The following is a 20,026-nucleotide window of genomic DNA, read 5'->3' on the forward strand; positions in this document are numbered from 1 at the left end:
TGACGGACCAGTCCAGTTTTTGAAGATTGGACCGGGCCACAAGGCCTTCACCGGATTAGCGTCTCCCTCGCGAACCGACGAACGGAGCCTTGGTGCACCCTCAACTCGCCGCCGACCTCGAACGGCTGCCGGACCTGCTGGAGGACGTGCGCCGGTACGCCGCGGCCTTCCTCGGCGGGCTGGACGAGCGGCCGGTCGTACCCACCATCGGTCCGGCCCCCGCCGCTGCCGCTCTGCCCACACGCGGGGACGGGCTGAGCGCGGCGCTGCGGGGGTTCGCGGAGCGCTGGGAGCCGGGTCTGTCGGCCGGGGCGGGGCCGCGCCACCTCGGCTTCGTCACCGGCGGCGTGACCCCGGCGGCGCTCGCCGGGGACTGGCTGACCTCGACCGTCGACCAGAACCCGATGTCGTCGCTGGACCCCACGGGGGAGCGTCTGGAGCGGGAGACAGTCGGCTGGCTGCGTGATCTCTTCGGCCTGTCCGACGGGCATGAGGGGAACTTCGTCAGCGGCGCCACCATGTCCAACACCGTGGGCCTGGCCGTCGCCCGCGAGTGGCTCGGTGAGCGGCTCGGCGTCTCGCCGGCCGAGGAGGGGGCCGCGGCGCTCGGCTCAGTGCGGGTGCTCTCGGGCAGCCCGCACTCCAGCGTGGCCAAGGGCTTGTCGATGCTCGGCCTGGGCCGCTCGGCGCTGGTCCCGGTGGCCACGCTCCCCGGCCGGGAGGCCGTCGATCCGGCTGCCCTGGAGCGGGCCCTGCGGGAGAGCGACGGCCCCTGTGTCGTCGTCGCCAACGCGGGCACGGTCAACACCGTCGACTTCGACGACGTGCGTGCCATCGCCGCGCTGCGCGAGAAGTACGGCTTCTGGCTGCATGTGGACGCCGCCTTCGGCGCGTTCGCCGCCCTCTCCCCCGCGTACGCGCATCTGGTCGACGGCATCGACGAGGCCGACTCCCTCTGCGTGGACCTGCACAAGTGGCTGAACGTGCCCTATGACAGCGCCGTGCAGTTCACCCGTCGCCGCGATCTGCAGGCCCGGGTCTTTCAGAACGCCGCGGCCTATCTCGGCCCGCTGGGCGACGTGCCCGAGGCGGTGCACCTCACCCCGGAGAACTCCCGTCGGCTGCGGGCGTTGGCCGCCTGGTTCACCTTGCGCGCGTATGGGAGGGACGGCTATCGCGCGATCGTTGAACAATGCGTGGCCTGCGCGCGCACCATGGGCGAGGCCGTGGAAGCCCACCCCGCTCTGCGTCTCCTCGCGCCGGTCCGTCTCAACGTCGTCTGCTTCACCCTGGCCGAGGACCCCACCGCCGAACGTCTCGCCGCCCTCGCCCGGGAGATGGCGGGCACGGCCTTCCTGACGCCGACGGTGTACGCCGGGCGGCCCGCGCTGCGGGCGGCGTTCAGCAATTGGCGCACGACCGCGGACGACACCGAGCTGACGATCAAGGCCCTCACGGACGCCGTGAGCACGCTGCCGGGCGGGCCGTCCGTCTGAGCAGCCGCTCCACGGATCTGGACGGTACGGGCGTACGGCGTCCTCGTACGTGTACGGGTCATGCCGACCGTAACGGGGGCGCCCAGCGTCACGTCGGCTGCCCGTACCGCCGCGCCAGCTCCCCCACCGCCTCGGCGAGCGCGGCCCGCAGCTCCGGCGGGCCGAGCACCTCGGCCTCCACCCCCAGCCGCAGCACGTCGTGGACCGCGACCGGCAGCGACTCGACGGGCAGCGTCACCCGCACCCAGCCGTCGTCGTCCGGCTCCCCCGCCGCCGCGGCGGCGGCCCCGCCCGCCGCGCCGAACTGCGCGGGCAGCAGCCGCAGACCCCGTGGCGACAGTCTCAGCAGCGCCTCGCCCTGGACGCGCAGGTCCTCCAGCCGTCGTGCGGACCGCTGCCAGTAGTCGGCCAGGTCGAAGCCGGCCGGACGCTCGAAGGACGCGTCGAGGACGTCGACGGCGAGGATGCGGGAGACCCGGTACGTACGGACGCTGTCCTCGGTCCGCGCCGCCAGGTACCAGATGCCGCCCTTGAGGACGAGGCCCAGGGGCTGGAGTTCGCGGTGCACCTCGCCGCTCCAGCGCCGGTAGTGGACGCGCAGGGCGCGCTGCCGCCAGACCGCGTCGGCGACCTCCGCGAGCCGCGGCACCGGATCGGCGTCGCGGAACCACGCGGGCGCGTCCAGGTGGAACCGCTCCTGGATGCGGCGCGAGCGTTCTCCGAGCCCGTGCGGCAGCGCGGCCCGCAGCTTGAGCTGCGCGGTGGCGAGGTCCGCGCCGAGGCCCAACTCGGCCGCCGCGCCCGGCGTTCCGGCGAGGAAGAGCGAGTCGGCCTCGTCGCCGGTGAGCCCGGTCAGCCGGGTGCGGTAGCCGTCCAGCAGCCGGTAGCCGCCGGCCGGCCCCCGGTCCGCGTAGACGGGCACACCGGACGTACTGAGCGCCTCGACGTCCCGGTAGACCGTGCGGACCGAGACGTCGAGCTCGGCGGCGAGCTCGGGCGCGGTCATCCTGCCGCGGTTCTGGAGCAGCAGGAGCAGGGAGAGCAGACGGTCGGCGCGCATGACGGCATTGTCCGCCGCCCTCCCCCGTACCTGACAGCAGGTGTCAGGTACGGCGGACACGCTGGGCGCACCGCCGCACGGACAGGCCGCGCGGCGGCTGGAAAGGAACCGTCATGACCACGCACGCCACCGGTGTCTTCACCTACGCCGACTGGGACGAGAGCCCGGTCGGCCAGGTCGAGGGCGCGGCCCGGCTCGCCCACGCGCGGGTGACCAACCGCTTCACGGGCGCGATCGAGGCGGCCGGCACCTCGTGCGAGTACACGATCGTCTACACCAGCGGGACGACGGGCGTCTTCGCCGGCTACGAGCAGATCGACGGCGCCCTCGACGGCCGCGAGGGCAGCTTCGTCCTCACCCAGCGCGGGCACTTCGACGAGGAGGGCACCGTGCACTGCGCCTTCGAGGTGCTGGCCGGGGCGTCCGGCGGCGCGCTGACCGGGCTGGCCGGAAAGGGCGCGTTCACCGCCCGGCGCGGCGAGAAGGAGATCGCCTACACCCTCGACTACGACCTCGGCTGAGCCGGATCGGTCGACGGGCTCCGTCAGGCGGCGAGGTCCGGGATCCGCCAGTCTATGGGCCGGTGGCCCTGGGCCCCGACCGCAGCGTCGATCTGGGTGAAGGGGTGGGAGCCGAAGAACTTCTTGGCGGACAGCGGAGAGGGGTGCGCGCCCTTGACCACGGCGTGCCGCTCCTCGTCGATGAGCGGCAGCTTCTTCTGCGCGTAGTTGCCCCACAGCACGAAGACCGCCGGGTCGGGTCGGTCGGCCACCGCGCGGATCACCGCGTCGGTGAACTTCTCCCACCCCTTGCCCTTGTGGGAGTTGGCCTCGCCGCCGCGGACCGTCAGCACCGCGTTGAGCAGCAGGACGCCCTGCTTCGCCCACGGCATCAGGTAGCCGTTGTCGGGGACGGGGTGGCCCAGCTCGGCGTGCATCTCCTTGTAGATGTTCCGCAGCGACGGCGGGGTCTTGACGCCCGGCCGCACCGAGAAGCACAGGCCGTGCCCTTGGCCCGCGCCGTGGTACGGGTCCTGCCCGAGGATCAACACCTTCACCTGGTCGTACGGCGTCGCGTCGAGGGCCGCGAAGACCTCCTCGCGCGGCGGGTGGACCGGGCCCTTCGCCCGCTCCTCCTCGACGAAGCCCATCAGGTCCTTGAAGTAGGGCTTCTCCAGCTCGTCGCCGAGGACGCCCGTCCAGGACTCGGGCAGCATGTCGGTCACGTTCAACAACCTCCGGTGGGTGATCCGCTGTCGACCACAGAACCTACCGGCGACCACTGACAACGCGCGGTGGGAGCAGCGGACCGGTGCCCGCCGCTCCCCCCTCCGGCTCCTTCGGCCGCGGCTACACCCCGGCGTTGAGGAACAGCCCGCCGTCGACGACGAGGTTCTGGCCGGTGATCCAGCCCGCCGCGTCGGAGAGCAGGAACGCGGCCGCGCCCCCGATGTCCGCGGGGACGCCGAGCCGCCCCATCGGGTAGCCCGCGGCGGCCTCCGCCTCCCGGTCCTCGTAGAGGGCGGCGGCGAACTTGGTCTTCACGATGGCCGGAGCGATCGAGTTGACCCGTGCCGCCGGCGCCATCTCGTGGGCGAGCTGGAGGGTGAGGTTGACCATCGCGGCCTTGCTCATGCCGTATGCCCCGATGAACGGGGAGGCGGAGACGCCGGCGACGGAGGCGATGTTGACGATCGCGCCGCCGTTCTCCTTCTGCCACGCCTGCCACGCCTGCTGGGCGAAGCCGAGCGCCGAGAGGACATTGGTCTCGTACACCTTGCGGGCCACGCCGAGGTCGAGCTCCGTGATGGGGCCGAAGACCGGGTTGGTGCCCGCGTTGTTCACGAGGTAGTCGACGCGCCCGAAGGTCTCCATGGCGCGTTCGACGACCGTCGCCCGGTGCGCCTCGTCGGCGGCCTTGCCCGGCACGCCGATCGCGCGGTCCTCGCCGAGCCGCTGTACGGCCTCCTTGAGGGCGTCCTCGCCGCGCCCGGTGATGACGACGCGGTCGCCGCGCGCCACGAGCGCCTCGGCGATGCCGTATCCGATGCCCCGGCTCGCGCCCGTGATGATGGCGACCCGCCCGGAGTCGTGGCCCCCGGCGTCCGCGGCGCGCCCCTGTTCCTGTGCACTCATGTCGTGTGCCGTTCCTCGTCGGTTGAGCGGGATCAGTCGGGCGAGGTCAGTTGAGCGGGCCGCCGGCCACGTACATGACCTGCCCCGATACGAACCCGGCCGCGTCGCCCGCGAAGAACGCGATCGCGTTGGCGATGTCGTCGGGCACGCCCACCCGCTGGACGGGGATCTGGGTGGCGGCGGCGGCCTGGAACTCCTCGAAGCCCATGCCGACGCGCTCGGCGGTGGCGGCGGTCATGTCGGTGACGATGAAGCCGGGGGCGACCGAGTTGGCGGTGATGCCGAACTTGCCGAGCTCCTTGGCGAGGGTCTTGGTGAACCCCTGGAGGCCGGCCTTGGCTGCGGCGTAGTTGACCTGGCCCCGGTTGCCGAGCGCGGAGGAGCTGGAGAGGTTGACGATGCGGCCGAAGCCCGCGTCCACCATGTGCTTCTGGCAGGCGCGCGACATCAGGAACGCGCCCCGCAGATGCACGTTCATGACCGTGTCCCAGTCGGTTTCGCTCATCTTGAAGAGGAGGTTGTCGCGGAGCACGCCCGCGTTGTTGACGAGGATCGTCGGGGCGCCGAGCTCGGCCGCCACCCGCGCGACGGCGGCCTCGACCCGCGCCGGGTCGGAGACGTCGCAGCCGATGGCGAGGGCCTTGCCGCCCGCCGCGGTGATCTTCTCCACGGTGCCGGCGCAGGCGGCCTCGTCGAGGTCGAGCACGGCGACTGCGCGGCCCTCGGCGGCCAGCCGCACGGCGGTGGCCGCGCCGATGCCGCGGGCCGCGCCCGTCACGACGGCTACGCGCTGCTCAGTGGTGGACATGCGGGATCTCCTCACCTCGGAAGCGGCTCACCGCCCCGGTCCGTCTGTGGGTGAGCAACCGCTTAGTACCTTCAGCAGAGCTGACGCTAGAAGCCGGGCCACCGGCTGTCAACGCCTCCCCCGCTCACCTCACCAGCAGGTCGAGCAGGCGCTCCGCCTCCGCCTCCGGATCCATGGTCAGCCCGGTGTGCACCGGACCGGGCTGCACGACCGTACTGCGCGGCGCGATCAGCCAGCGGAAGCGCCGGCCCGCGTCGTCCCCCGCGGCCTGCCCGGCCCGCTCGCCGCCGAGGCACACGCCCTCGACCGCGCCGAGCGCCACCCGTACGCCCTCGACGTCCGCGGCGGGGGCCAGCGCGAGCAGCCGCGCCTCGTCCAGGTGCGTACGGGCGACCACGACGCTCTTCGCCCGGCAGTAGACGAGCACGCCGGCATTGATCATCTCGCCGCGCTCGACGCTCGGCACGACGCGCAGCAGGGCGTACTCGAAGACATCGCGGCCATGGTTCGCGGCGCTCACTTCACGGCCTTCCGGTGCAGTCGGGCGGCCAGCCATTCGGGGGCCTGCGAGGGCTTGTCCTTCGAGGGCGCGCCGACCGTGATCCCGTCGGTGACCGTACGGGCCCGCTCCAGCAGCACCTCGACATACGCGCGGCGCAGCGCGTCCGGACCGTCGAAGCCCGGTTCGTCGACGAGCCACTCGTCGGGCACATCGGCGGCGACCTCGGTCAGCAGTTCCTCGGTGACCAGGGGCGCCAGTTCCGCGGCGGCAGTGGCGATGTCTGGCGCGAAGGGCGCCAGGACGTGGTCGGAGGCGTCGTACGGCTTGGCGGCCGACTTCTGGGCGCCGGGCCAGTTGTGGTGCCAGATCATGGTGGCCCCGTGGTCGATCAGCCACAGCGCGCCGTGCCAGACCAGGAGGTTGGGGTTGCGCCAGGACCGGTCGACGTTGTTGATGAGCGCGTCGAACCAGACCACCCGCCCGGCCTCCGCCGCGCCGACCTCGAAGGCGAGCGGATCGAAGCCGAGCGACCCGGGCAGATAGTCCATCCCGAGGTTCAGCCCGCCACTGGCCTTGAGCAGGTCCTGCACCTCTTCGTCGGGCTCGCCCAGCCCGATGACGGGATCGAGCCGCATCCGCACCAGCTCCGGCACCCGCAACCCGAGCCTGCGGCCGAGCTGCCCGCAGATGACCTCGGCGACGAGGGTCTTGCGGCCCTGCCCGGCGCCGGTGAACTTCATGACGTACGTACCCAGGTCGTCGGCTTCGACGAGCCCCGGCAGCGAGCCACCCTCACGCAAGGGCGTGATATAGCGAGTGGCAGTGACCTCTTCTAGCACTTTCCCCGGCTCCATGACTGTCTGGCCCGATAATCGACGGTCGACTTCAGGTGTCCGAACACCGGAGAATCGCCGAGATCAGCACTGGGGAGAATCCGGGGAGTTTCGACTGGCATCCCGACCCCCTTGATTCCCGAGCAGTCCGTCGATCGGGGCGCACCCCTTGCTTCCGGCCTCCGGCACGAAGTGAGCATAGTAACCGAGCGTGACAGCGGGCGAAGAGCGCCCGAGCCACCGTGCCAGCGTCACCACCGACTCACCCGCCTCCAGCCTGATCGAGGCATAGGTGTGCCGCAGCACGTGGAACCCGTCTTTCGGTGCCGCGGCCCACTGCCCCGGTTTCGCCCCCTCGGGGAGCGGCGGAATGCTGCCCACCGCGGCGAGCGCCGGCTTCCACGTATAGGTGTTCCACGTGTTCGCGGAGGCGGCATTGCTCATGCGTGTGGCGAGTAGGAGCGAGACCTTCCGGGTCGGCCGGTCCGATCCCGGTGCCTCCTATGGAAGCTCCACCTCCAATGACGGGAACACCTCGCCGTGGCGCTTCAGCTCCTCGGCCACCGCTGGGGCATGTCGACCGTGCGCGTTTTCGTGCCCTTCGGCAAGGCGAAGTACTTCCCCTTGAACGTCTGCACCTGGCGACGAACGTGCAGCACGCCCCTCGCCCAGTCGATGTCCTGGGGACTCAAGCCAAACACTTCCCCTTGGCGGAGCCCACACCCCAGACCGGCCACGACGGCTATCCGGTGCCGCGGGCTGATCGCATCCCGAACCCGTAGCCCCGTCTCCAACGGCCATGCGTCCCGCCGCTCCTTGGACGCTGTGGGCCACCGTACGGACTTCGCGCGCATCGGGTTCCTGGCCGGCCGCTTGTCATCGACGGCCGCCTCCAGAATGCTCGACAGCTCGGACAGGATGCCGCGCCGGTAGTCGACCGACGAGACGGTGTCGGCCAACTTCGCCATATACGCGCGTAGTTCTGCCGCAGTAATCTTCCTGAGCGGCAGTTCACCCAGGTGCGGGACAATATGAAGCCGGGCACGATGCTCCTGGCCGTCCCGGGTCTTCGGAACTCCACCGCCGCCCGGGGCCCAGTACGTCGCGATGTAGTCAGCCAGCGTGAGGGATCCGTCGCGAGGATCCACGAACTCCCCGCGCTCGTCGTCCGTAACGGACCGGCGAAACCACGCCTTAGCGTCCTCAAGGGTGTCGAAAGAATGATCCCGGACCCCCGGTATACCGGCGACCTTGTACCGCTTCCCTTTGCCGTACCGAGCGGTTCTCTCTCTTCTACCCGTTATCGGGTCCTTTTTCTTCTTGATCCAGCGGTCTTCGATGTAGCCGGCCAGGAGAACCTCTCTCTTTCGGCAATGCAGACGCCCCCTATGACGTTGCGCGTCAGGGGCTGGGGGTGGGGGTGTGACCGAATCGATACCGCACTCAAGTATTCAACGGGTTGAGAGCCGCATTGGAACGGGAGTCGGCTTGCTCCTGTTCGTGAACCCAGCTGTCGAGGGAATCACGTCTGTACATGACACGGCCGCGCGGCCCCATCCGAAAACTCGGCGGGCCCTGCCGCCGATGCCGCCAGACGTAGAGCGTGTGCGGCGACGAACCAAGATACGCAGCGGCATCCTTGACGGTCAGGAACGCGGCGACAAAAGCGGGTTCGTACTGTGTGGGCATGAGAGCTTTCTGTGAGATGTGCGCGAGGGAGCTCGCCTGGAGAAAAGGAACAGGCTCCCCGCCCTCTCAGCTGACGACAGTCGCCAGCCGTTCCCGAGCCCGGGAAGACGCATGACGATTCAGCCGCCACCATGCCGTTCGTTGCGGCCTGGTAGGTGCCGAGTACGGGCCAGAAGAGCACAGTTCGCTTCCGGTCCACCGCCAAGCAGCCGGTGCGAACTACATCCATGGTGTGGATGAACCCCAGTTGGGCTAACCGGGGACCATCGGTTACATAAGGGGCGATGCCGCGCGGAATCCTCTGCCCGGCCCAGGGCCGAGGGCCGAGGGCCTACGACGCCAGTCGGTACGACCGAAGAGCTGGTGTCGCACCGTCCGATTCCAGAACAAGGAAGCCTTCATCAGTGAGGTGGCGAAGGCTACGGACCACCGCTCGCTCGCCGACACCGATGGCGCGAATAACCTGCCGAGTGGAGGTACCAGGGTGGGCAGCGACATGCGCGAGAGCCTTGCGATCACGGCGATAGTCGCGCTGCGCCTGGTCCTCCACAAAGAGGCCGGCTGCGCAGACGCAGAGGCACAGAGAAGTGACAAGGACACATTGATCCCAGCGTCGCGAGCCGGTCAACGCTTCCAAGATTCCGAGGATGAAGAGAACCGGGGCGGTGAACCGCAGGGAACGTACGGTGGCTTTGGACAGGAGTGCTCCTCAGGTCAGGGCTTCGTAAAAGCCAGCGGCATCGAAGGGCCATCTCGACTATGGCGGCACCCAGTCGGCTGGAGCTCAACTTAAGGCCCGCACCTCGTGTCCCTCGATGGTCAAGTTTTTCGGGGACGTTGTCCGTTGACATGGACTCCGCAGCAGGTTCCAGCCCTTCGAGGCTATTGCCTCTCTGCCGTGAGCGAATCTACTCCCAGCACACGGGGTTGGCGGCTGTAATGGCCCCGCAATACCGACCGCGATCCGCTTCTCCTTTAGCTGCGCGACCGCTGAGCGGAACCAACATCGACAGCTCGCCAGCATCGGCGACGCTCTGCAAATTTCCCGCGCCATCGGCACAGAATCAGAAATGGCGGCTTGGCTACATGATGCACCTATGCGCCTACGCACGCAGGTACTACGAAGGAAGTCTCCGTGCGCAAGCGCAGCGCCAAGCGCACGCTGCCGGAAAATCTCCATACTTGCAGACCGAAGAACAGCGTAGGAATTCCTACGCTGGCTCCTTCATAGAACAGCTTTGTGCTCGCCCGAGCAGACACCTCCATCACGCCCATGGCCACCTCAGCGGTCGCAACATCTCCGCGTGTGAGGAGCAGACTCCGAGACGACGCGCAGGACGAACCCATCCTGGGGAACACCTCCGCGTGTGCGGAGCAGACCCGCGAGTGGTGCGCGGAGCACTTCGACGGCCGGTTCCTGGAACACATCCCCGAGATCGCCTTCAAGTACGACGGCTCCGTGGAGCGCACCGCCCAGGTCATCGCCGCCACGGCTTCGCGGTGGACTGGAAGCTGTGGGAGCGGGACTACGCCGCCTGCAGCCCGTGCCGCCCCGGCGCGAACTGCCACTGACCGCCCCGCACCGAGCCCGGCAGCACCTCCCCGCTGCCGGGCCCCGACACGCCACAGGCCCCCACGGGGTGAAGCGATGTCAACTGCCGGTATCAGCGAGGGGCGTGCGGGTACGGTGTGGCGCACCCGCCCCGAGGAGTGTCATGCCCCGCGCCGCCACCACTCTCTCCGAGTACTGGGATACCTACCGCCCGCACCGGGGAGACGGCGAGCAGCCGCGCCCGGCCGCCGACGTCTTCGGGTGGACCCAGTACGACGGCCACGGCCCCGGCGCGGAACTCCTGGGCACCCCGAGCACCGCGCTGGAGCTGGGCTCCGCCGAGGGCAAGGAGGCCGCCTACCTCGCCCACCGCGGCACCGAAGTGACCGCCCTCGACTTCTCCGCCACGCAGATCGCCCGCGCCCGCCGATGGTGGCACGACACCCCCGGACTGACGTTCGTGGAAGCCGAGGCATGCGCGCATCTGGCCGCCGCCCCGGCGTCCTACGACGCGATCTACTCGATCTGGGGCGCCTGCTGGTTCACCGACCCCGACCAGCTCGTCCCCCTGATCGCCCGACGCCTGAACCCCGGCGGCGTCTTCGCCTTCTCCCAGGCCGAGCCGATCCAGGGGCACTACGGACCCGAGCCGATGTACGGCAACGGCCTCGCCGGCCGCAAACTCGTCGTCGTGCGCTGGGCCTACTCGCCCGAATGGTGGGCCGACCTCCTCAAGCGCCACGGCCTCACCGACACCGACGCCCAGATCCTCCCCGCACCCGACCCGCAGGACGTCGGCACACTCTTGGTACGCGCCCGCGCCCCCGAATAGTGGGCGACGGGCCGCGGGCGCGCGTGAGAGTTCAGCGGCCAGGCCAAGGGAATGCCTGTTCCTGGACCGTCTATGACAGGTCGGAGGGAGTGACGCATTGGCGAACGGCTCGCTGGAGGTGTGCAGTCGGCTCCGCGTCGACCTCTACTCCGTTTCGGAGAGTAGATCTCTCTCACGAACGACCTCACGAACAGAGCAGTGAAGATAGCGAATATGACAGTAACCCCTTTCACAATCCACCAAGCCTCTCATTGCATGCCACGTCCCTACCGGTAGTCCGTTAAACGCGGTGGTAGAGATCAAGGGGTCTGCCGGTGGTGACCGCGTCGAGGAGGGCTTGAAGCTCGGACGGCGGGTCTTTGTCGGTCCAGGCCCGCCACCAGCGGGTCATGGTGGTCGCAGGGGTGAGCCAGGCGCGGACTGCTCGTAAGGCCCTGGGCCAGCAGGGCGGTTGGGGCTGGTGGGGCGTGGTGGAGCCCCCTCTCTGCGCCTTCGTCGGGGCGGGGCTCGGGCGCGGTGACGTCCAGCGGTCCGAGCGGGGCGAACCACTGGTCCCAGCAGAAGGAGAAGGCACAGTTGACCAGGGTCTGGTGCCGGTGGATGGCCCCCTCGCCGAGCGGACCTGGAAGTCGGCCCAGCCGAGCTCGTCCTTGATCTGCTTGTAGCTCTGCTCGATCCACGGCCGCAGCCCGTAGACCCGGACGACCTCGGCGAGGTCGGCCGGCGGGTGCGTACTGGTGGTGGCGTGCGGGGCGTCGGGATGGGGCAGGTTGGTGGCCAGGTACCAGGTGGCCTTCCCCGGCAGGAGGCCCGGGTCGGTGGTGGCCACGACCAGGCGGCACGGGCTGTCGGGGCCGTAGCCGCCCAGGCGCGCGTCGGCGGCCCACCAGGTCTCAGTGTGCCCGTCGCGAAAGCGCCGTTCGACCGGCGTCCAGTCGCCTGGATGGTCGGGGTCGGTCCCGGTCAGAGCGCGGGCGGCGTCGATCGGGGTGTGCGGCTCGTCGGCGTGGGCCCAGGTGCCCCGGTGCGGCTTGAGCGCCACCACATAGGGAAGTCCGGCCTCGCGCAGCGCCAGATACCAGTCATCGCTGACCGAGTATGCGCAGTCGGCGACCACAGCCCGGCAGGCGAAGCCCGCCTGTTTGCCTTGGCCGGCGAGGGCTGCTGAGATCTGTGGTCTGGTGCGGAAGCCGGGGTCGGCTCGACCACGTGCGAAGTGGTGGGCGGGCGTGTACGGCTGCGCGTGCAGCGGGTAGTACACGCGTCCGTCCGGTAGGAGCTGTTTCTCGGATCATGTGCGGAGCCAGATCGCGAGGGCTGCGAGGGTGACGGTGCCGCTGTAGATGTAGGTGCGTTTGTCGTAGCGGGTGGCAACGGCCCGGAAGTTCTTGAGGCGGTTGATGGCGCGTTCGACGGTGTTGCGTTTCTTGTAGCGCTCGCTGTCGAAGCCGGTGGGCCGACCGCCTCGCGAGCCTTGGTTCTGCCGATGCCGTTGCTGGTCGAGCCGTTCGGGGATGGTGGGCCGGATTCCGCGTCGTCGCAGGTAGCGGCGATTGCCGCGGGAGGTGTAGGCCTCGTCGGCCAGGACATGATCGGGCCGGGTGCGGAGGCGTCCAACTCCGGCACGAGGTACGGCCCCCTGTTCCAGAACGCGCTGGAACAGGGGGCCGTCACCGTAGTGCCCGGGTGTCAGGACGAAGGCGAGGAGCCGGCACCATCCGTCGGCGGCGAAGTGAACCTTGGCGGTGAATCCGCCCCGGGAACGTCCCGGACACTCGCCGATCGGACCACCGCCTCCTCCAGGCGGACGGCCAGCTGCCGCGAGACCGGATCGACCTGGTTCGTCCCCCGCCCGGCCCCCTTTTGAGGAACCGTGGCCGGTGGCGTCTTCCGCGCGCCGGCGGCATGCTGATACGCCCGCACCGTGGCCGAGTCCACCGACACGTCCCAGTCGATCCTTCCCGCGGCATCCTCGGCGGCCTGAACCCATGACAGGAGCATCGCCCATGTTCCATCCGCTGACCAGCGGCGATGCCGTTTGCAGACCGCCTCCCACGGCCCGAACCGCTCCGGCAAGTCCCGCCGCTGCGCACCCGTCCGCACCCGATACAACACCCCGTTGACCACCCGGCGATGATCACTCCACCGACCTCCACGCGCACCACCACGAGGCAGGAACGACTCCAACCGCTCCCACTCCGCATTCGTCAGACCCCCTCGGCCCACACAACCAAGCCGACCCCAACCCCTCTTACATGTCAGGAGATCCGAGAAACAGCTCCTAGCCGAGATGAAGGAAGCGCTCGCGTGACCCCGAGACCGTGGGGAGAGCTGTTCGCGCGCCCTCCCAGACGGTGCGCCGGGTCGCCCCTCCGCTGCGGCGGGGTGGGCGATCCGGCGTGCCCGGGGCCGTCACTTGTGCAGGGCGTCGCGGAGGGCGCGGACCTGGTCGGCGAGGTTCCGTTCGCTGATCCTGGCCTGCGGGAAGAGCAGGTCGAAGCCGTGTACGGCGCCGGGGACCTGGATGAATTCGGTGGTGACGCCGGAGGCGCTGAGGCGTTCGGCGTACTGGCGGCCCTCGTCGCGCAGCGGGTCGATCTCCGCGACGGCGATGAAGGTGGGCGGCAGGCCGCTGAGGTCGTCGGCGTGCAGCGGGGAGGCGTACGGATCCAGGTTCTCGCCGCCGGTGTAGTACTCCAGGGCCAGTTCCATCGCGCGGCGGTTGAGGACGGGCAGGTCGCCGGCGGTGCGCATCGAGTCGCTGGTGGCGGTGGTGTCGACGCCGGGGTAGGTCAGCGACTGGAAGATCACCTCGGGCCCGGCCAGGTCGCGGGCGCGCAGCACGGTGGAGGTCGCGAGGTTCCCGCCGGCGCTGCCGCCGGCGACGGCGATGCGCTCGGGGTCGCCGCCTATGTCGGCGGCGTGCTCGCCGATCCAGACGAGGGCGGCGTAGGCGTCGTCGGCGGGGGCGGGGAAGGGGTGTTCGGGGGCGAGGCGGTAGTCGACGGAGACGACGACGGCTTCGGCCTCGGCGGCGTAGCGCAGGGAGCGGCCCTCCTCGGCCTCGGGGGAGCCGTAGGTGTAGGCGCCGCCGTGGATATAGAGGATGACCGGGAGGATCTCGTCGGTGACGGGGCGGTAGACGCGCAGCCGCAGTTGGCCGCCGGGGCCGGGGATGAACAGGTTCTCGGTCGTGACGCGGTCGTCGGCAGGGGTGTCGGGGAGGTCGCGCAGCACCGCGTACCGGGCGGGGTCGGCGAGGACCTCGTCCAGGCCGTAGACGGGGAAGACGCCGGTGTCGGCGGTGTCGAGGAGGTTCTGGATCTCGGGGTCGACGGCGGGGTACGACATGGCGGTTTGCTCGCTTTCGTGCGTGTTCCGGAGGAAGCAACATCAGTTTCTCCAGTTCACGGACGCCACAGAAGTGGCCCGAGAGCCATGATGTGAAACTATCGGGCCATGACCGTCACGGCCCCTCACCAGGTCACGGTGCTCGCCATCGCGCCCGTGGTCGCCTTCGACCTCAGCATCCCGGCCCATATGCTGGCCACCGTCCCGTCCGTCACGGACCAGGCGGCCTACCGGGTGCGAACGGCCACCCCGGACGGCTCCTCGGTGTCCACGGCGCACGGGTACGCCGTCACCCCCGAAGGCGATCTGTCCCTGCTGGAGGACGCCGACACCGTGATCGTCGCGGGCACCCGCTCCCCGGGCCTGCTCGACGAGGGGTTCCTGGACCCCCGCATCGCCGAGGCGCTGCGGGCGGCCCGCGACCACGCCCGCATGGTGTCCCTGTGCACCGGGGCGTTCGCGCTCGCGGCCGCCGGTCTGCTGGAGGGGCGCCGGGCCGCGACGCACTGGCGCTACGCCGCCCACTTCACCCGGCTCTTCCCCGCCATCGCGCTCGACACCAACCCGCTGTACGTCGACGACCGCGGGGTCCTGACCTCCGCGGGCGGCGCGGCGGCCATCGACCTGTGCCTGCATCTGATCCGCGCGGACCACGGCAGCTCCGTGGCGAACCAAGCGGCCCGGTACAACGTCGTCGCGCCCATGCGGGAGGGCGGGCAGGCCCAGTACATCGACCAGCCCGTCTCGGAGGACGCGGGGACGTCGACGGCCGGGGCGCGCGCGCTGATGACCCAGCACCTGGACCACCGGCTGTCCCTCAAGGACCTCGCGGCCCACTGCCACATGAGCGTGCGGACGTTCACCCGGCGGTTCCGGCAGGAGACCGGCCTGTCCCCCGCCGAATGGTTCACCTCCGCCCGCCTGAAGCACGCCCGCTACCTGCTGGAGTCGACGGACCTGCCGGTGGACGACATCGCCGCCGAGTGCGGCCTGGGCACCGGCACCAACCTGCGGCAGCACATGCGGATCAGCCTGGACACCACCCCTTCCGCCTACCGACGCGCGTTCCGGTCGAGCGCCGGGCCCCGGCCCTGAGCGGAGGCCGGGGCTGGTCGGGCCGTCACCTCAGCTTGGCATTTAAGGCCCGAGTTGGTTTCGTTCCTTGATGCTCTCTGGTCGTTTTACGGTTTTCCCCACGTCGTAGTGGGTGGCGGGCCGTCTGTTCTTCGAACCAAGTGGCCGCCCGGGGCCTGGTCGTGAGGGTTTGGGCGCCTGGGCTGGGCAGGCAAGGTGAGGGCGGAGGCCCCTGAACCCTCGGCGGGGGCGTGCCCGGTGTCGCACGCGCCGTCATCGGCCGCAGCGACACCGGTGGGGTTTCGCCGGATCGGGTGGGAACCGGTCGGGTTCGGGGGTTTGCCAGGGAGGCCCGGTTCTAGGGTGGCGTGCCTGCTCCCGGGGCCTGTCGCCGGTGGGCTCCGCGATCCGCCGGGGGTTGTGCATGGGGTACGTGCGGCTGTTGCGACGTCGGCCGGTGCTGGTGCTGTGGCTGTCGATGGCCCTGTCGGCGCTCGGGGACCGGCTGTACGGGCTGGCCGTGATGTGGGTGGTGTACGAGGCGACCGGCTCGGCCTCGTTGATGGGCCTGGTGGCCGTGGTCGAGTCGGCGCCCTACATCGCGCTCGGCGGCGCCGGGCGGCTGATGGAGCGCTGCGCCGACTGGCGGCGCCTGGCCCACCTCGATGCCGCCCGCGGCGCGGTGGCGGTGGCGGTGCCGCTGCTGTGGTCGCCGGACCGAACCGGCTTCGCCGTGCTGCTCGTCCAGGTACTGCTGCTCGGCACCCTCGGCGCCCTCTTCGACCCCAGCCTCACCGCGCTGGTCCCCGAGCTCGTCGAACCCAAGGACGTCCAGCAGGTCAGTGCTCTGTTCGACCTGACGACGCGGCTCGCCGCGGTGGCCGGCCCCGGCAGCGTCGGTGTGCTGCTGCTGGTCGTCTCCGACATCGAGCTGTTCGCCCTGGACGGCGCCACGTTCGCCGTGTCGGCGGCGGCGCTGGGCTGGTTGGGGCGACGGGCCGTGGCCTCTGCTGTGCCAGGTGCTGCCGGCTCGGCCGGGCGGCGAGAGGCCGTACGGGCCCGTCCCGTACTGCGGGCCCACCCGCAGGTAGGCATCGCCATCGCAGTGCACGCGGGTGGGATGTTCGTCGCGGCGGTCTCCGCCGTGGGGCTGCCCGCGCTGCTCGCCTCCCGGATGGGGCAGACAGCAGCCGGCTACGGCCTGGCACTCGGCGCGACGGCGGCCGGCGCGCTGGCCGGGAATTTTCTGGTCGGCCGTCTGCCGGAGCACTGGCCGTGGCTGGGCACGTACTGCGCGGCCTGGGCCGCGGCCGGCATAACACTCGCCGCCCTCAGCTTGGCGTCCTCCCTGCCCGCCGTCCTGGCTCTCAATGCCGCCTCCGGGCTGGTGATCCCCGTCAGCGCGGTGGCGCTGCGCACCCGGCTGTCCCGCTTCCCCGGCCCGGAGCGGCTGCGGTTGCTGACGGTCGACCAGACCGCGATCCGTACGGCGGGCACCGCCGGGATGCTGATCCTGCCGCTCGCGGTGGACACGGCCCCCGCCAAAACGTTCGCGGGCGCCGGAACCCTGCTCTGCACGCTGGCGGTGACAGGCTGGTGGGTCGGCGAACGCACGGCCGACGCTCCCGCACCGGATGGTGTCGCACACCGCGCCGCGGACCATCGGACATGACCGGGCCCGCCGCAGGACTTCGGGGCCACCTCCCGAAACCGCTCGATAGAACCAGCGGGCCGGACTCCGAGGGCTTCGCGTCAAGTCGTGCGCCGAGCTGGTCTCCCCGCCCTGGCCGGCTTCTCAGGGCTGCAGTGCACTCCGACGGCCCTCAGCTCGGCGTCCAGGTCCACGACCATGACGCGTCGCAACTCCCGAAAAAGCTGACTGGCCAGTACGTACCGCACCGCCGGGTTCCCGTATGCGACGGGGGCCTCGGTGTCCAGCACGAGTTGATCGGTCGGCCGGGGGCCGCGCGGGCTGCGCGCGGCGTACGCCGCGCCGAGCACTCCCCAGACCGCGTACTTCTTCGCCCACAGCGCGACGCAGCGACGCCGCAGATGCGGACACTGCCGGGGGCCACCAGGGCGCAGGGCAGACACGGCGGCGGCTGCGCGACGGCCCCTCCTTCAGATCAACTTCCGTGAGGGGCACGGTGGTTCGGGTGATCGGTTAGCCACTGCTGGAGTTCGCGATGGCGGAACTGGTAGGCGGTGCCTGACTGGCGCATCAGCCCGGCGGCACAGCACCAGTCGAGGAACGCGCCCAGGCGCCACGGCAGCTTCCCCCGGGTGCAGATCAGAAAGGCCGCATAACGGCGAAGGGGGGCGGCCCTGATCAGCGTGACGGCGAGTCCGACGGCCAGTCCAATAGCCGCACCGCTGAAGGGAGCCAGGCTGAAGGGGGCCTGAGCGAGCGCAACCTTGTCGATCATCCCAGAGGAGCCGACGTCGTCTTGCCACCAACTGGGGAGAACATCGCGCGCGTAATGGCTGGGCTTGGCAATGCCCTTGTTCCCTATGCCAGTGATGCCCATGACGAGAGCCCCGATGAGTGCGGCCGAGAAGCCGCTCGCGACCCCGGCCACGACGGCGTGCGGGAGGACCCTCCGCATGACGGTGCGGGGTGAGGCCGTCGCGGCGGGTTCACCGGACGCTCCGTCCACGAGACCGACGAGGATGCCGCTCACGATCCCGCCCACACACCCGAGTACGAGGCCGATCAGCGGTTGGACCAGCGGGCCCGGGACTTTTTCCACGCCGAGAATGCCTGGCTCCAGTGTCACGACCGAGTCGAGGGGGCCTCCCACTGACGCCAAAGCCACAACGTTCAAGGCGAGTCCGCTGCCGATCCCCCACAGGAGCCCCATCAGCAGCCTCCGTCCCAGCCCGGCCCAGAACAGGCGTAGGCCACTGCGGGTCCTCAGCAATCTCCACTCGAGGTGTCTCGGTACGGGCTGCCGGGCACGTGCCGCTGCCAGACCCGCGAAGACGCCGAACACCAAGGCGACCACCAGAACCGTGTAAATGACGAGCAGCAGGTAGGTCAGAGGAAGCCAGAGGAAGGGGGATTCAGAGACATCGGCGGGAGACGGATCGATGGAGCTGAACAGCAGCAGGAGCAGGAGCAGCGGGGAGATCCACGGCAGGAGCGCCGCTGTGGTGGTGAGCAGGCCGTCGGCCACGCGCACGCGGCGCCGTCCGGCCAGCGGCCAGAGTTCATGGAGAATCAGGTCGGTGCCCGGGCGGGCATCGGGGGGCTCGGCCGGGCCCGGCGGGGCGTCGAGGTGGGTCGCGAGACGAGAGAGCCATCGGTGGACGAGGGCGGCGTCGTAGCGGCGATGGGGGTACAGGGTGCTGGCGGCGGGGATGAACCGGGCCAGCAGATGCTCGTCGAGTTCCTCGGGGGTGGTGTGCCGCAGGAGTTCGGCGGGGTCACCGTCGCGGGCGTACACGGTGGCGGCCAGGCACAGCCGCCACGGTGTCGACAGCGTGGTCGCCAGCGGGCCGGCCGGGGCGTCGTGCAGGGCCGTCAGGACGGGTTCCCAGCGTGCGGGGGTGGCGGATCGGCTCAGCAGGTAGGCGTGCGCGTCCAGGGCGGGGACGGCGTCGATGTCGACACGCGCGGCGTCCAGCAGCCGGGTGCGCGGGGCCAGGGCGTCGTAGTGGGCGGTGCGGCAGGTCAGTACGAGGGGCCCGGCGTCGCGGCCTTCCTGGTAGGCGTTGAGGGCTTCTAGCGCGGCCAGGGCGCGTGGGGCGTCGGGGGAGGGAGTGGCGTCCGGCTGGGTGGGGTCCATCTCGTCGAGGCCGTCGAGCACGGGGAGCACCCGGTGGTAGCGGACGAGTGCGTCGGCCATCGCCGTGGGCCAGTCGTACACGTCGACGAGCCGGCCGACGAGCAGTTCACGCAAGGGGGCGCGGGTGTCCCACTCGGCCAGGGGCACCCGCACCGGCACCGGATCGTCCTCGCCGCGCTCTTCGAGCAGGGCCAGCATCAACTCCAGGGCCAGGACGGTCTTGCCCGCACCCGGGGCGCCGGTGACGACCAGGCGGCGCGGACGGGTCTGCCGGTAGTAGGCCGCCACGTCCGGAACGGTCGGAGTGCCCTCGAACAGGCGCCCCGCGTCCGCGGGCACCGTCGCGGTACGGGCCCGCGCTGCCCGGACGGTGAAGGTGAGATTGATGCGCTGCGTGTCGTTCCCGAGGAGCAGTCCCCACTGCTGCTGCTCAGACTCCTTGACCTGTGCCGCCAGGGTCGCCGCCCAGTCTCGTGAGCGGTTCGCCAGGTCGCCCGCCGGGGTCCGGCGCAGCGCCAGAACTCCGGCCAGCAGCGAGGCGACCGCGATCGGCAACCCGAGCAACGCGGCCGTGTCGGCGGGGCCCAGTTTCCCGGCGTCCCAAACCTGGCGCACCGCGTAGGCGAGGCTGGCCACCAGCAGCACCGCAGCGCAGACACCCAGCCACCGCCACCGACGCCGATTCCCTCGCCCCCCGATCCCCTCCCTTGCCATAGTTCACCCGTTCCCGGTGGCAATCACCGCACCGCACACCGGGCTCGTTCTGCAGCAACTGGATTTCAGGGGTAAGTACATGGCGGAACAGTAGTAGGCCCCCGTGAGGTCCGGCGCCAATGCCGCCGTTCTCGCCGAGCGGGGGCCTGGCCCACGGCACTAGCCTGCGGGAACGTGCCACGGGCCGTTGGG

General features: G+C 70.5%; 18 protein-coding genes and 2 pseudogenes. 5 read left to right on the top strand and 15 right to left on the bottom strand.

The window, feature by feature from the left end; genetic code table 11:
• The first annotated feature begins 92 nt into the window (after window positions 1-92).
• Window positions 93-1,496, top strand: a complete 1,404-nt coding sequence (locus tag AB0I22_RS27555; RefSeq protein WP_363133611.1) for a pyridoxal-dependent decarboxylase — start codon at window positions 93-95, stop codon at window positions 1,494-1,496.
• Between the two features lie 88 nt (window positions 1,497-1,584).
• Here AB0I22_RS27555 and AB0I22_RS27560 read toward each other — a convergent pair whose 3' ends face one another.
• Window positions 1,585-2,556, bottom strand: coding sequence for a WYL domain-containing protein (locus tag AB0I22_RS27560; protein ID WP_363133612.1), 972 nt, complete (start codon window positions 2,554-2,556; stop codon window positions 1,585-1,587).
• A 113-nt stretch (window positions 2,557-2,669) separates the two neighbouring features.
• Here AB0I22_RS27560 and AB0I22_RS27565 point away from each other — a divergent pair, with 113 nt between their 5' ends.
• Window positions 2,670-3,077: a DUF3224 domain-containing protein gene (locus AB0I22_RS27565; RefSeq protein WP_363133613.1), complete on the top strand. Its 408-nt coding sequence runs from the start codon at window positions 2,670-2,672 to the stop codon at window positions 3,075-3,077.
• 23 nt (window positions 3,078-3,100) lie between these two features.
• Here AB0I22_RS27565 and AB0I22_RS27570 read toward each other — a convergent pair whose 3' ends face one another.
• The 8 genes from AB0I22_RS27570 to AB0I22_RS27605 all read right to left on the bottom strand — a co-directional run bounded on the left by AB0I22_RS27570 (window position 3,101) and on the right by AB0I22_RS27605 (window position 8,523).
• Entirely contained in the window at window positions 3,101-3,772 is a 672-nt protein-coding gene (locus tag AB0I22_RS27570; RefSeq protein ID WP_363133651.1) for a uracil-DNA glycosylase, read from the bottom strand.
• 133 nt (window positions 3,773-3,905) lie between these two features.
• Window positions 3,906-4,691, bottom strand: a complete 786-nt coding sequence (locus AB0I22_RS27575; RefSeq protein WP_363133614.1) for an SDR family oxidoreductase — start codon at window positions 4,689-4,691, stop codon at window positions 3,906-3,908.
• 46 nt (window positions 4,692-4,737) lie between these two features.
• Entirely contained in the window at window positions 4,738-5,499 is a 762-nt protein-coding gene (gene fabG / locus AB0I22_RS27580) for a 3-oxoacyl-ACP reductase FabG (RefSeq protein WP_363133615.1), read from the bottom strand.
• A gap of 124 nt (window positions 5,500-5,623) precedes the next feature.
• Window positions 5,624-6,019, bottom strand: coding sequence for a DUF3037 domain-containing protein (locus AB0I22_RS27585; protein WP_363133616.1), 396 nt, complete (start codon window positions 6,017-6,019; stop codon window positions 5,624-5,626).
• The gene (locus AB0I22_RS27590; RefSeq protein ID WP_363133617.1) at window positions 6,016-6,840 is read right to left on the bottom strand and encodes a HipA family kinase; all 825 of its coding nucleotides are present in this window, start codon (window positions 6,838-6,840) and stop codon (window positions 6,016-6,018) included. Before AB0I22_RS27590 ends, AB0I22_RS27585 begins: the two co-directional genes overlap by 4 nt.
• A 78-nt stretch (window positions 6,841-6,918) precedes the next feature.
• Window positions 6,919-7,278, bottom strand: a complete 360-nt coding sequence (locus AB0I22_RS27595) for a hypothetical protein (protein WP_363133618.1) — start codon at window positions 7,276-7,278, stop codon at window positions 6,919-6,921.
• Between the two features lie 104 nt (window positions 7,279-7,382).
• Window positions 7,383-7,982 carry a hypothetical protein gene (locus AB0I22_RS27600; protein ID WP_363133619.1) on the bottom strand — a complete coding sequence of 200 codons (600 nt, stop codon included), beginning with the start codon at window positions 7,980-7,982 and terminating at the stop codon, window positions 7,383-7,385.
• 295 nt (window positions 7,983-8,277) lie between these two features.
• Entirely contained in the window at window positions 8,278-8,523 is a 246-nt protein-coding gene (locus tag AB0I22_RS27605) for a helix-turn-helix domain-containing protein (RefSeq protein WP_363133620.1), read from the bottom strand.
• 1,715 nt (window positions 8,524-10,238) lie between these two features.
• Here AB0I22_RS27605 and AB0I22_RS27610 point away from each other — a divergent pair.
• Entirely contained in the window at window positions 10,239-10,907 is a 669-nt protein-coding gene (locus AB0I22_RS27610; RefSeq protein WP_363133621.1) for a class I SAM-dependent methyltransferase, read from the top strand.
• A gap of 280 nt (window positions 10,908-11,187) precedes the next feature.
• On the opposite strand, the gene AB0I22_RS27615 is transcribed toward AB0I22_RS27610, so the two are convergent.
• From AB0I22_RS27615 to AB0I22_RS27625, 3 genes and pseudogenes are all read right to left on the bottom strand, one after another.
• Complete coding sequence (locus AB0I22_RS27615; RefSeq protein ID WP_363133622.1) at window positions 11,188-12,168, bottom strand: transposase; 981 nt, start codon at window positions 12,166-12,168, stop codon at window positions 11,188-11,190.
• A 30-nt stretch (window positions 12,169-12,198) separates the two neighbouring features.
• Window positions 12,199-13,133: pseudogene (locus tag AB0I22_RS27620) on the bottom strand (IS5 family transposase).
• 186 nt (window positions 13,134-13,319) lie between these two features.
• Window positions 13,320-14,258 (bottom strand): alpha/beta hydrolase, encoded by a 939-nt coding sequence (locus AB0I22_RS27625; protein ID WP_363133623.1) that lies wholly within the window; start codon window positions 14,256-14,258, stop codon window positions 13,320-13,322.
• A gap of 108 nt (window positions 14,259-14,366) precedes the next feature.
• On the opposite strand from AB0I22_RS27625, the gene AB0I22_RS27630 reads away from it, so the two are divergent.
• Window positions 14,367-15,353, top strand: a complete 987-nt coding sequence (locus AB0I22_RS27630) for a helix-turn-helix domain-containing protein (protein ID WP_363133624.1) — start codon at window positions 14,367-14,369, stop codon at window positions 15,351-15,353.
• 42 nt (window positions 15,354-15,395) lie between these two features.
• Here AB0I22_RS27630 and AB0I22_RS27635 read toward each other — a convergent pair.
• Window positions 15,396-15,587 (bottom strand): annotated as a pseudogene (locus AB0I22_RS27635) (transposase); the annotation flags it as partial.
• A 169-nt stretch (window positions 15,588-15,756) separates the two neighbouring features.
• Here AB0I22_RS27635 and AB0I22_RS27640 point away from each other — a divergent pair.
• Window positions 15,757-17,004: an MFS transporter gene (locus AB0I22_RS27640; protein WP_363133625.1), complete on the top strand. Its 1,248-nt coding sequence runs from the start codon at window positions 15,757-15,759 to the stop codon at window positions 17,002-17,004.
• Between the two features lie 80 nt (window positions 17,005-17,084).
• Here AB0I22_RS27640 and AB0I22_RS27645 read toward each other — a convergent pair whose 3' ends face one another.
• Both AB0I22_RS27645 and AB0I22_RS27650 read right to left on the bottom strand, forming a co-directional pair.
• Window positions 17,085-17,426, bottom strand: coding sequence for a hypothetical protein (locus AB0I22_RS27645; RefSeq protein WP_363133626.1), 342 nt, complete (start codon window positions 17,424-17,426; stop codon window positions 17,085-17,087).
• A 32-nt stretch (window positions 17,427-17,458) separates the two neighbouring features.
• Window positions 17,459-19,756: an NACHT domain-containing protein gene (locus tag AB0I22_RS27650; RefSeq protein WP_363133627.1), complete on the bottom strand. Its 2,298-nt coding sequence runs from the start codon at window positions 19,754-19,756 to the stop codon at window positions 17,459-17,461.
• Between the last annotated feature and the right edge of the window lie 270 nt (window positions 19,757-20,026).

This window comes from Streptomyces sp. NPDC050610 (assembly GCF_040654875.1).
Classification (GTDB): Bacteria; Actinomycetota; Actinomycetes; order Streptomycetales; family Streptomycetaceae; genus Streptomyces.

Bases quoted from the DNA above. Each gene is read 5' to 3' on its own strand.
- AB0I22_RS27560 (WP_363133612.1), bottom strand. From the start codon at position 2,556: ATGCGCGCCGACCGTCTGCTCTCCCTGCTCCTGCTGCTCCAGAACCGC.
- AB0I22_RS27565 (WP_363133613.1), top strand. From the start codon at position 2,670: ATGACCACGCACGCCACCGGTGTCTTCACCTACGCCGACTGGGACGAG.
- AB0I22_RS27570 (WP_363133651.1), bottom strand. From the start codon at position 3,772: ATGCTGCCCGAGTCCTGGACGGGCGTCCTCGGCGACGAGCTGGAGAAG.
- AB0I22_RS27575 (WP_363133614.1), bottom strand. From the start codon at position 4,691: ATGAGTGCACAGGAACAGGGGCGCGCCGCGGACGCCGGGGGCCACGAC.
- fabG (WP_363133615.1), bottom strand. From the start codon at position 5,499: ATGTCCACCACTGAGCAGCGCGTAGCCGTCGTGACGGGCGCGGCCCGC.
- AB0I22_RS27595 (WP_363133618.1), bottom strand. From the start codon at position 7,278: ATGAGCAATGCCGCCTCCGCGAACACGTGGAACACCTATACGTGGAAG.
- AB0I22_RS27605 (WP_363133620.1), bottom strand. From the start codon at position 8,523: ATGCCCACACAGTACGAACCCGCTTTTGTCGCCGCGTTCCTGACCGTC.
- AB0I22_RS27610 (WP_363133621.1), top strand. From the start codon at position 10,239: ATGCCCCGCGCCGCCACCACTCTCTCCGAGTACTGGGATACCTACCGC.
- AB0I22_RS27625 (WP_363133623.1), bottom strand. From the start codon at position 14,258: ATGTCGTACCCCGCCGTCGACCCCGAGATCCAGAACCTCCTCGACACC.
- AB0I22_RS27630 (WP_363133624.1), top strand. From the start codon at position 14,367: ATGACCGTCACGGCCCCTCACCAGGTCACGGTGCTCGCCATCGCGCCC.
- AB0I22_RS27640 (WP_363133625.1), top strand. From the start codon at position 15,757: ATGGGGTACGTGCGGCTGTTGCGACGTCGGCCGGTGCTGGTGCTGTGG.